This window comes from Magnetococcus sp. PR-3, assembly GCF_036689865.1.
In the GTDB taxonomy this organism is placed as follows: Bacteria; Pseudomonadota; Magnetococcia; order Magnetococcales; family Magnetococcaceae; genus Magnetococcus.
In genome coordinates, this window is the sequence record NZ_JBAHUQ010000050.1 from 17,700 (window position 1) to 29,267 (window position 11,568).

10 protein-coding genes and 1 other RNA gene are annotated in these 11,568 nt (G+C 50.3%); 3 read left to right on the forward strand and 8 right to left on the reverse strand.

Annotation, left to right across the window (positions count from 1 at the left end):
* Nucleotides 1–69: 69 nt before the first annotated feature.
* On the reverse strand, nucleotides 70–288 hold the full coding sequence (gene infA / locus V5T57_RS19715; RefSeq protein WP_332892983.1) for a translation initiation factor IF-1: 219 nt from the start codon (nucleotides 286–288) through the stop codon (nucleotides 70–72).
* A gap of 150 nt (nucleotides 289–438) precedes the next feature.
* Nucleotides 439–1,347: an outer membrane lipoprotein-sorting protein gene (locus V5T57_RS19720; protein ID WP_332892984.1), complete on the reverse strand. Its 909-nt coding sequence runs from the start codon at nucleotides 1,345–1,347 to the stop codon at nucleotides 439–441.
* A 320-nt stretch (nucleotides 1,348–1,667) separates the two neighbouring features.
* Between V5T57_RS19720 and V5T57_RS19725 the strand changes: the two genes are divergently transcribed.
* The gene (locus V5T57_RS19725; protein ID WP_332892985.1) at nucleotides 1,668–2,219 is read left to right on the forward strand and encodes a hypothetical protein; all 552 of its coding nucleotides are present in this window, start codon (nucleotides 1,668–1,670) and stop codon (nucleotides 2,217–2,219) included.
* A 105-nt stretch (nucleotides 2,220–2,324) separates the two neighbouring features.
* On the opposite strand, the gene rny is transcribed toward V5T57_RS19725, so the two are convergent.
* The 6 genes from rny to V5T57_RS19755 form a co-directional block, all read right to left on the reverse strand.
* On the reverse strand, nucleotides 2,325–3,875 hold the full coding sequence (rny, locus tag V5T57_RS19730) for a ribonuclease Y (RefSeq protein WP_332892986.1): 1,551 nt from the start codon (nucleotides 3,873–3,875) through the stop codon (nucleotides 2,325–2,327).
* Between the two features lie 112 nt (nucleotides 3,876–3,987).
* Nucleotides 3,988–4,578, reverse strand: coding sequence for a 5-formyltetrahydrofolate cyclo-ligase (locus V5T57_RS19735; RefSeq protein ID WP_332892987.1), 591 nt, complete (start codon nucleotides 4,576–4,578; stop codon nucleotides 3,988–3,990).
* 173 nt (nucleotides 4,579–4,751) lie between these two features.
* Nucleotides 4,752–4,930: non-coding RNA, 6S RNA (gene ssrS / locus V5T57_RS19740), on the reverse strand.
* A gap of 7 nt (nucleotides 4,931–4,937) precedes the next feature.
* Nucleotides 4,938–5,222 (reverse strand): cell division protein ZapA, encoded by a 285-nt coding sequence (locus V5T57_RS19745; protein ID WP_332892988.1) that lies wholly within the window; start codon nucleotides 5,220–5,222, stop codon nucleotides 4,938–4,940.
* Between the two features lie 62 nt (nucleotides 5,223–5,284).
* Nucleotides 5,285–5,527 carry a cell division protein ZapB gene (locus V5T57_RS19750; RefSeq protein WP_332892989.1) on the reverse strand — a complete coding sequence of 81 codons (243 nt, stop codon included), beginning with the start codon at nucleotides 5,525–5,527 and terminating at the stop codon, nucleotides 5,285–5,287.
* A 401-nt stretch (nucleotides 5,528–5,928) separates the two neighbouring features.
* Nucleotides 5,929–9,339 (reverse strand): tetratricopeptide repeat protein, encoded by a 3,411-nt coding sequence (locus tag V5T57_RS19755; protein WP_332892990.1) that lies wholly within the window; start codon nucleotides 9,337–9,339, stop codon nucleotides 5,929–5,931.
* 324 nt (nucleotides 9,340–9,663) lie between these two features.
* On the opposite strand from V5T57_RS19755, the gene V5T57_RS19760 reads away from it, so the two are divergent.
* On the forward strand, nucleotides 9,664–11,214 hold the full coding sequence (locus tag V5T57_RS19760) for a B12-binding domain-containing radical SAM protein (RefSeq protein WP_332892991.1): 1,551 nt from the start codon (nucleotides 9,664–9,666) through the stop codon (nucleotides 11,212–11,214).
* A 159-nt stretch (nucleotides 11,215–11,373) separates the two neighbouring features.
* Nucleotides 11,374–11,565 (forward strand): transposase, encoded by a 192-nt coding sequence (locus V5T57_RS21030; protein ID WP_442918247.1) that lies wholly within the window; start codon nucleotides 11,374–11,376, stop codon nucleotides 11,563–11,565.
* The last annotated feature ends 3 nt before the right edge of the window (nucleotides 11,566–11,568 follow it).

Consider the following 11,568-nt stretch of genomic DNA (forward strand, 5'->3'; position numbering starts at 1 on the left):
ATGGAGACGGATAGATCGAACGAAGAAGTTCTGCGTCACAGCCCTTTAACAGAGCCATGAGGGCTGAACTTACTTGTGACGGTAGGAGATCCGTCCTTTGGTTAGGTCGTAGGGGGTTAACTGCACCGTTACCTTATCACCAGGCAGAATACGGATGTAGTTCTTACGCATACGACCGGAGATGTGGCACAACAGGGTGTGCTTGTTCTCCAGCTCTACTTTAAACATGGCGTTAGGCAGGTTCTCTAGAACCGTACCTTCCATTTCAATGACGTCTTCTTTACTCAAGGGAGATGCTCCTCTGAACGATCCCTAGACCCGAACTTTAGCACCTGCCAAAGGGGCCTTCTGCGCGTGAAACGGGCAGACTAGCAATATGATAGAGGGATGTCAATCAGAGGTTGTGGCTTTTAGCCGTTCTATGCTTTGACACCAAGCTTATCGCAGCAGCAACTTACCCAGTTGGGATAACCGATTGGGATGAAAAGCCGTGGCTGGCATGGTCGTACAGCGAATATTCCCTAGGTTCAACTCACTCTTAAAACTGCGGTTCAAACCATTATAGACCTCAGTTTTAGCCGGGTGTGGGCGGCCATCGGACATACGTTTAAAATCGTTATAGACAAAGTATTTTAAAAGACGGTCCCCTACGCCAAACAGTTTAAACCAGCGTGGACGGTTACTGTCGGCATCCACACTCAGCAAGCCGTGGGTGTAGCCATCTAGTTTTCCACCTTCATTAGGTGTCAGACGCATGACCAGTTGAGGCGGCACTTCCTTTTCATCCAAAATATCATCGTTGCGCCGCTGTTTAATACGCACATGCCCTGTCTCCAACAGAATACCGAAGCGCTCATTTTGAACAATTTTTTCATGCTCGGTCAGCTGTTCCTCAGCTGTTTTCGGCTTATTGCGCTCATCCGAAACAATAACCACACGGCTACGTTCCAACATCAGGGGGAACACATCTTTATTGGTTAAAATTCCCCCCAAAAATGTCTGCCCACCGCGGGTTTGTCGATTTTGCAACTCACCGGGATTACGCGCCCAATAACGGTTGCCATCCCGGAGCAGAGCTCTGCCTTTCAAGGTATCTGGCGCGGCGATTAAAATACCCCAACGCTCCACACTCTTCTTAGCGGCATAGGCCACCGTATAGGTACCTTTTTTGGTTTCGCGGGCACGCGTGGTGTCGATATTCCAATAATATTCACACTCAGATGGCTGTAGCATGCCAATGACTTCACGCAAACGTTCGGTTGCCGTGGGCGCAGCCCACACAGGAGCGGACACAAAAAATGCCGCGGCAAACAGACTCAACCCATTGAGCAAGAATCGATTATTCATATTAGCCTTCCCAACCTAACGCCTGTAACTGCAACCACAGACATCCATGCATGTCATATTGGCACAATTCCTTCAAGAACCTCATGCAAGAACCCTATGTCCTCTCTTTACAATCGGCTAACATAAGCAAGAGGATAATAAAAAATCACACGGACAGACACTTAGCCCATCGATTTTTTTTTAAAAGCAGCGGGCTTAAACAAAGATGATTTGACGGCATGCAAACTATCGCCATTATCATAGCCACACTTTCGTTGTGGTTTCTTCTCCTTAAACTGGTGATCACCCCGTGGTATCGACGCCAAAGGGTGATGAATAGTATGGGCCTATGTCGCCCCCACCCTATCGCCACGCTTCCTTCTGAGTTTGATCGTACCATTAATGTGTCCAGCCACAGCAAGGCAGAGCAGATTTATCAGGTCAATCTACACACCATGACCTGTAGCTGCCGACGCTATAAACAGTATCGGGGTCTGTTTCCTAAAACAGATATCCACAGGCTTTGCCGGCATCAGCGCCGTCAGTTAATTGAATTGAATGCGCTGGAGTACTTTGATGAGATCACCCAGTGCATCATTCAAAATGGCATTAAAGACCGCTGCTACAGCACCATCTCTATCGGCAAATCCAAGGCGATTATTGGCTATCACCCCAGAAATCCGTTTGTACGGTTTTATATGCCAACCCAACTGGAAGAGGATCCGCCACGCGGACCCTTTACAGGACCCTGCCAAAAATTTGTGTACAACACCACACAAGAGAGCTGGATCTACGGCGACCTCCCCCCTATGGAGGAAGAGGTCAATGCCACCATCTCCCGGTTTATGGATAAAGCGCAAAACGAACGTAAAAAGAAGCCCCCCCAGAAGTAGTTTAAAGGTAGAAGTTCTTTTGAGCCCACACGATAGATCGCCAACAAAAAAGCCTCCATGGTCGACCATGGAGGCTTTTTTTAAATGGGCAGCTATTAGAGGGGCTTAACGTGCAACCTCAGAAGCCCGCATCTCTCGGATGACGGTTACTTTGATCTCACCCGGGTAGGTCATTTCAGACTCCACCTGCTGGGCAATTTCTCGTGCCAATAACATGGAACCTTCATCGTTTACCCGATCGTATGAGACCATCACCCGCAACTCACGCCCCGCCTGAATGGCATAGGCCTTCTCGACACCTTTAAAGTCTGTGGCAATACGCTCCAACTCTTCCAAGCGCTTGATATAGGTCTCTACATTTTCACGTCGAGCACCCGGGCGCGCCGCAGACAGCGCATCCGCTGCATTGGTGAGCGGACCATAAACAGAGTTGGGCTCAATATCAAAGTGGTGTGACCACACAGCGTTGGTGACGATCTCATTCTCTTTGTATTTCTTACACAGCTCCCCGCCCAATACCGCATGGCTACCTGGATTATCATGATCCACAGCCTTACCAATATCGTGCAACAAGCCACAACGGCGGGCGACCTTACCATCCAGCCCCATCTCCTCCGCCATAATGCCCGCAAAGTGCGCAACCTCCACCGAGTGCGCCAGCACATTTTGTGTATATGAAGTCCGAAACTTCAACGTACCCAAAAGTTTAACAATTTCAGGGTGAATATTGGTGATACCCACATCATAAATCGCCTGCTCACCCGCTTCACGAATCTCTTGATTAACCGCTTTACGGGCTTTACGCACCACCTCTTCAATGCGGGCAGGGTGAATACGACCATCCCCTACCAGCTCTTCCAGAGCACGACGGGCAACCTGACGACGTACGGGGTTAAAGCCGGATACCACCACAGCTTCGGGGGTGTCATCAATAATCAGGTCACATCCCGTGGCGGCTTCTAACGCTCGGATATTGCGCCCTTCACGCCCGATAATACGACCCTTCATCTCATCCGTCGGCAGCTGAACCACAGAGACGGTACGGTCCACCACAAACTCACCTGCAAAGCGCTGAATAGCACTACAGATGACCTCTTGGGCTTTTTTCTGGGCGTGGGTCCGGGTATCATCCTCAATCTGTTTCAACTGACGGGATGCCTCATGCCGTGCCCGTTCTCCAAGCTCTTCCTGAATACGGTTCTTGGCCTCTTCACGGGTTAAACCCGCAATCTCTTCAAGCTTTTCATCGGCCTGCGTCACCAACCCCTCATAGTGCTGCTGACGGTCGGCAACTTTAGCCTGTTCTTTATCTAAATTACTCCGGCGCTGGTCCAGCTCTTGGTCGCGCCGATCAGCCTGTTCGACCTTACGATCCAACTGATTTTCGCGCTTATCCAACCGTTTTTGGTTACCTTCGACCTCTTCCCGGCGCCCTTTCAGTTCAGCTTCCAACTCCTCACGGATCTGGATGCGCTCCCCTTTCATGGCCAACTCCACCTCTTTAACGGCGTTTTTGGCCTGTTCCTGAGCTTGATTCTGCAACAACGTAATACGGGCATCCCGCTCATCCAGGGCCTGTTTGCTCTGGTTGCGTAGCATCGCAAAGACACCGCCCGCGCCCAAAATCAAACCGACCACCAACAGAATGATATCCATAAAGGGTTCTCTCCAAACATAATCGCCCGCTGCCAAGCAGGGACGTCAGGTCATCATTAAAGCATACCAAAACAAGGCATGCACAAGGGCTCTACTGAGCCCAGAGGGCAGATTACTCTGCCGCATCAAACGAATACCACCCACACTCCGTCACCACGGCATCCAGGGCAATATCATGCGGTTCCTGGGGCAATTTCTCAACCCGCTGCCCCTCAAAAGCCAACCCCAACAAGAAGGGGCGCTGTCTACTGTTTGCCAGCGTTTGATCATAGTAGCCCCCTCCATACCCCAGACGCCCACCCAGGGCATCGAATCCAACCAGAGGCAACACCAACAGATCAATACCAAGCAAACCTACGGTTTGAGGCACATCATCAGCTGGCTGAGGGATACCATAACGCCCATGCGCCAAGCTTTGGCCTACCTCATGGCGACCAAAGCGCATGACCTTCTCCGCCCCCATCAACATAGGGAGGTAGAGCACTTTACCGCCCACCCACACCGCTTGGAGCAGTGCTGACGTGTCAAGCTCACCACGTACCGAGCAGTAGGCCCCCACCGCACCCGATTGTTTAAATTGGGGGTGGCTGACCAAATGCTTTACCGCTGCAGTACTGGCAAGCTCTGACGGCTGATCATCTTGAGCTTGCCGCCAAGCCAACAGCTGATGACGCAGCTCTGCTTTATGCGCAGCATGAGTCACAGACGCAGAATCCTCACGATCAATGATATCTATCGGGTAAACACGGAAAGAGGCAGGAGTACAACTTACAACGACGGGCCAACAAACAGCTGTAATGCGTTATACCCAACCAGGTACAACACACACCTGACAGCGCCATGACCATTAAGTCATGGATTGCCAAGATTCCATCCAACACCCCCAGGGTACCGTTAGAGACAAGCTTCTTGAACCCGTTAGCTTACGGTGGCAGCCCGAATAACCGCTTCTGGTGAACCACAAGAGGTTCTCGCTCCACGGTCAGTGCAGGCCACCCGGGTTCAGAAGTATCGGCTCAGGAAGTCTGTACTCCTCACAAATACCCCAGGGGATCTGGATAGTTACTCAGCCAAGATCTGATCACTGGCCTCGATAAGGCGTTGGATCCGACCATTGGCCAACTCTTTGTTACCTTCACTCTGCTGGCGCAGCTGGAAATAGCGATCTGCGATCTGTAGCGCAGCCATGAGCGCCACACGATCGGTGGATGCTGCACGAGATTGACTGCGCAGCTCCTCCACCAGAGTTTCCACATATTCCGCCAGCTCATGCACATAATCGTTGCCGGTATCGGTACGCAGCTTAAAGTGCTGCCCCAAAATCGTTACTTCAATCATCTCTGCCATGGGTCTTGCCCTTGATGCCTATCAGTGTCCACTTAATGATCGTCACACCTAACCCACAGGGGTTAGTCATGATCCTCAAAGCGGGAGAGCAGGCCTTCAATGCGGCCCATGGTTTGATTGCGATCTTGTTGCAACCCTTCAACTTTCTGCTTCAGCTTGGCCGTAACATCACCAACCCGTGCCAGCTGTTCTTCCCGTTCCCGCACCCGCTCTTTCAGGGCATGGTTTTCACTTTTTAGCGTCCGGACAGTTTCGGCCAGCGCGTTCCAACGCTCCTCCAGAGCGCCCAGGAGCTCCTGATCCATCTGTTTCCTCCACCAAGCGGCAGCCTTCGACTATGGTCGCCACCGGTTAACTGTCACAAACCAAGCATGGCCAAGCCACACCTAATTAAGTAAAAAACCAATGGTGCTGTACACCTAACTGCATGGTGCCGCACCTACTTTCAGAACCCAACCTGCCAAGCAGGTTTGCCTCTATACAACCAAACAGACCACACCGTACCCGCACCTGGAAGCCTGACTAACAGGACAAAACACCGAGTCCCTGGCTCAACAGAAAGGTGGCTGTTTTAGGATTTACCCTTAACCAAATATTAAGCGCTATGAAAAAGCGCTGTCAAGCACCCAAAACCTTTTGGTGGACAGGTTTTTATGATGCCGACAACCAAAACTCAAACAACAGTAAAGTCAAGTGAAATCGACCGCTATCCTGTCGATTTTTCCAGACCTTTCTCCACAGCTTCCAATAGCCCCGTATCTGCTAGAATACGTCGAGCAAATGTATGGTATGAGAAGGACTGGGCAATCTCATAAGGGTCCTTTTTGGGTTTTTGACTGAGCACATGCAACAGATCGGCCTTGGTACGGAAAAAAAGCAGCTGCTCATCCCAATGGGGTTTACTGGCAAATGCCCGATGATCATTAACCACCGGCACGGCCCCACAAGCTGCAATTTCTGCCGTGCGTTGACTATTGACCATATGGATTTGAGGCGACAACGCATAGCGCGCCTCGTTGTAGAGCTGAATTAAACGCGACCCTTGCATGGCGACCCCTTTAAAATACGGGGCTACCACCGGGTCTTTTTCCCAACCATAGCCATAAATCTCCACCTCATACGGCAACTCTGGCGCCAGCTCACAAAGCCAACGTACGGCCATATCACGCACCGCATAGGGATAGACATACTCACAGATGCGAACCGGCTCTAAACCCCGCTCCAGGGCCATTTGATGCACCATATCGGGGGCAATAGCCTGCCCCGCCTCACTGGCAGCTACAAACTGCTCAATCAAAGCTACTTCATTTTCATCATGCAACCGCAAATTCTTAGCGTATGCCGTACCCACAAAAATAATTTTACGGCGCTCTTCCCAGGGCTTATAACGCTTAAAGGTATCCAAATCCACACAAAACCCTTGGGACTTGGGGTTGGCGTAACCTGTTTTTTTAATCATTTCATCCAGGTACGGCAAAACCGAATAGACCAGATCTCGCGGCCGCCAAGGGAGAGGTTGACCCTTGCTTAAATCGGCCAAAGGATCCTGATACCACACCACATTCCAGCGGTCAGGATGGTAGTATTCGTTGGTTGCCCAGTTGATACTCAACACAATATGGGGATTAAACTCCTTCATGGCTGAAAACAGATCCAGCGCAGTCAGATCTTCTTTAAAATCCCGGCCAATGAGAAAATGCACCTCACAACCAAGCGCTTTAAAAGCCTGGATCAAGCGTGCAGAGGCATACTGCATAACGGTCGTCATACGGGAGGCCGCGGCAAAGACACGTACCGGCCCCTCATCAACAGCCCTGGGTGCGGTATTCACCAACTGCTGCAAAACCACCGCGGCCCGCCGCCCTTGCGCCAATTTAACCTGATCTAGCAGTTCTGCAACCTCCTTAGCTTTAGCCACCTGCGCACGATCACTTGGATCAAAAGATACTTGAGCAGGGAGCCGCAACATCGGCCTGGAGAAGTAGTGACTAATTTTATCGGTTATGGCCAGCAGATGGGGCAAATCACTGCGGGGCAAGGAAGCGCCTTGGTAAAAACAGAGCTGAGGCAGGGAAATAGAGGTGGTATGGGCAACCTTAATCTGTTTTTCAGCCTGCGCTAAAGCAGCTTCTGGCGTTAAAAAAAACAGATCCTCCACCGGTTGCTCTACAAAAACATCACTTTCCAAGCGCCAGTGATTCATGAGCGTAAAAGCCCAATTCTTCTGTACCTTCTGCCCAACTGCATCGTAATAGCGCAACAAAGCAGCATAGACAATGGCCTCTTGCGGCAGCAGCTTCATGAGCTGAAGCAGGTACCCTTCACACAACTTGGGCACAGGGGTTCTATATTGGAGGTAAAGGTTAGCCAAACCAAGCAAGGTTGCATGATGGTTGGCATCCAAACTCAGTATGCGCTTAAAAATAGCTTCTGCCTGTTCAACTTTTTCCAAAGCCAAATAACACTCTGCTAACCCCTGTAAAAACATGAGCATATCCGGCTTTAGCTGGACGGCTTTTTCTAACCACGGCAATGCGGCCTCATACCGCTTTTGCTGCTGAGCAACTTCACCCAAAATAAAAAGGAGCTCGGGTTGGTTGGGGTAGCGCGCAGCCAAAGCCTCTAAACCAGCCACCCCCTCTTCATAACGACCTTCTTGAATTAAAGCATTTTTTTGCTGAAAGAGCGCTTGATGTTCAGGTGCCATATCACTCAACTGGATAACCTGCTGCGCATCAGCCTGTTTGACAGGGATCTGATCCATTAACCACTGTGCAAAGGCATAGATCGCCTGCCCTTCTGAAACCGGCAAGCCTGCATAGGGGAACCAAACCCCACCTCCAGGCCATGCACCTAAGGGGAGCATTTTAAGGGTTCGATCTGGCCGCTTCTCTAATTGTGCCACAGGTTCACGCATGGGCTCCAAACACAGCCTACTTTCAAAAGGCAATATTTGAGGAACAGGCAGGTCCAAAGCCTCACCATCCCACCACACCATCAAATGTGGCAGGATTTGTTCAACTTGCTCAAGGACCATCCGTAAATCCAGCACACTCAACGGCTGCTGCTCGTGGCATATGCTCACGTCAGCTTGCTCAGAGAGCAACAGAGCCAATTTCTCGACTCCAGCAAAACTGGGGTGTTGCTTTGAGCAGACCAATAGAATGCGCGGCATCTCGTCTTGCCCATAACCATCACTAGGCAAAGCGGCCAAACGTGCAAGAATTTCTGCCGCCTGCTGTTTGCGTATGGCCTGGGCAGTCGTAAATTGATCAATCAGAGAAAAAGCTTGGCGTAAGTGCGTCCGGTCATCCCAGTTCAATACAAACCGTTCAGGCCCCCGCAAAGGGGTCTTACTGTACCGTTCAACGATGGTGTCCTCCTCAATCTCAACCACATCGGGCCGCTCTTGCTGCGGCTGATCGGGCTGAGACAACACCATCAACAGTTGCGATGCCGTACCCCCACAAGGGGTGACAACCTGCAACGCAGGCTCAGAGCTGTGTGCGAGTTGGGACTGATCCAGATAAAACAGATCCAATGGTTGGGCAGGCGGGATAGTCTGGACGGCATGCGGTAAAAAGTGCCGCTGCATATCCTCAATCAAACGTCCACGTAACGGCACACCCAGCAGATGGGACAAGGGAATAGCCAGGGTGTAAAGGGGCGCCCAATCCGGTGCTTGCATCAACCCTTTTTGTAACGCTTGTACAGCAATATCCATTTGGTACAGTAAAAGATGTGCACACGCCTTCAACATCTCGACCAAGCCTGGCTTTGTCATTTGGTGACTCAGCAATTGGCACAGCATAAGTGCTTTTTTTCCTTGGCCTAAATGAATCTGCACCATGGCCTTGTGAACCATCACGGTACTTTCCAGCTCACCCCACACCATCGACTTCTCAAAACAAGCCAAGGCCTGTTCAAACGCACCGTCATGAAGCAGCTTCCAGCCCAACAGATGCTGCACCACCGCATGATCCGGATTGGAAGCCAACCAAGCCTCACACGCTTCACCCAAGGCTTCGGATGAATCTGCATGGGGAAAAAGTTGCTTTGCAACTTCCTGCATGGCAACAACATCCCAAGCCATAACTGGCGCTAAGTTCTTATTCATCAAACACTTCCCATCTAAATAAGGGCTTGCATTACCTGCACCTTCACGGCTAAAGATTGCAAAATTGAGACCTACCACCTATCACACTAGATTCATCATGCTGAACTTGATAAAATGAGGCCAAATTAGTCTCACTTCACAAACCCTTCTATTACAATAGGATAAAACCACACACCTGGATGCATCCATGCCTATGGCAAAGCCTTTGCATCCAATAGAAGGTGGACATGTAGTGAGGCGGATGACAGCCCCACCCCAAAGGGTTGTCTCCTGGCGGAACAACGGCCTTTCTGGCGGAAGGCCTTAAAATAAGGAATAAAACCCATGCGTCATGTTAAGCGGGTTATGATTACCATGCCAAACACCTCTTGGCTGGGAAAGCGTCTGTGGGTCGTCCCGCCCTATACCCTGGGTATTCTCTCCGCAGTGGTGGATCAAGAGCGTTATGAGGTAGAGGCACTGGACCCTCACCTGGGCAATCTATCCATCGACCAAACGGTCGACCGTATCATGGACTTTGCCCCAGAAGTGGTTGCACTGACCTGTATGTCTTTGGAGTACGCACAGAGCTTTCATGCCCTTGCCCAGGCGATTAAGGAACGCGCACCAAAAGTTATACTGCTATTAGGGGGGGTCTATGTGACCACCTCTGTGGATTTGGCCATGCGTGACAAGGTGGCTGATTATGGTGTTATGGGGGAAGGTGAAGAGCGCTTTCCGCAAATATTAGATATGCTGGATCGGGGGGAAACCGATTTTTCAAAGTTTGACGGCATTGCTTATTGGCAAGATGATAAGCTCGTGGTAAATGACCCTGTCGCCTATGTCAAACCCCTGGATACCGTCCCCTTCCCCGACTATCAAAAAATGCGCTTGCCTGAGTATTTTAACGTTAATAACAGCTTCGGCAACGTTATGAATGCGCGCTATGAGCCCTACGTGCTGACCTCGACCAGTCGTGGTTGCCCGTATGACTGCATTTACTGTAGCACCCACTCGATTGATGGCAGCAAGGTACGCCTGCGCTCCGCAGAAAACGTTCTTGAAGAGATTGATATCCTCTACAACGATTATGGGGTTAAGGAGATTCTCTTTCTGGATGATAATCTCATTATTAACCGGAAACGTTTTAAACAGATTCTACAGGGGTTAATCGATCGGGATTATGATCTGTGGTGGAAATCTCTTAATCTGGCGACCTTCCTACTAACGGAAGATATGTTGGAGATGATGAAGGAGGCCAAAACCTACCAGCTGATTCTCCCCATTGAGTCGGGCAATCAGCATGTGCTGGATCATATTCTCAAAAAACCGCTCGATCTAAGAAAAGTCCCACCCTTGGTGAAAAAAGGCAAAGAGCTTGGGTTTGAAATTTCAGCGGACTTTATTATCGGCTCACCGGGTGAGACCTGGGATCAAATACGCGATACGTGCAACTATGCGGATGAGATGGATGTGGATATGGTCTCTTTTCACATTGCAACCCCTCTCCCCAAAACAGAAATGTACAGCCGCGCTTTAGAACTGGGGGCACTTCCCCAAAATTTTGATTTTGGGGACAGCAACTTCTTTGGTTTTGGCCGAGGGTCGATCGCCACAGATGAGTTCCAACCGCAAGATCTGCATATGCTGCGTGCTTTGGAGTGGGACCGTATCAACTTCAAAACCCAGGAACGCCGCGAACGCTTTGCTAAAATGTCTGGCATCTCTCTGGAAGAGCTTGCGAAATGGCGCAAGAACACCATTCGTAACCTGGGTCTTTACTTCCCCAATGCAGAGGGTAAAGACTACACCGAAGGGGACGGCAAGAACGACACCCCAAAGAATGGTCTATTGGATAAAAATGGACGCTTTATGAAAGTCGTCAACGCTTAAGTAGAAACGGGAGTAAGGCACCAAGCCTTACTCCCGCGCTCTTCCCTACCCGCCCCACAATCAAGTTTAAAATCACTTCAAATTTAATAAGTTACCAGAAATAACCGGAACAAATATGTCGTGAGCCCCTTAATCTGTTTCGCCAATTCCACGCGTGTGATGGTTGGGCTGCCCCTGCTTCAATCCATGTATCGACTCTCTGAAGATGATGTGGTCAATTACTGGCTAGAGAACCCTTACTGGCAATACCTGTGTGGTGCCACATTCTTTACCCATGAGAAACCCATGGCGCGAAGTGGTCTGCCCAAGTGGCGCAAGCGGGTTGGTATAGTTAGTCAAAACCCAATCTAGACG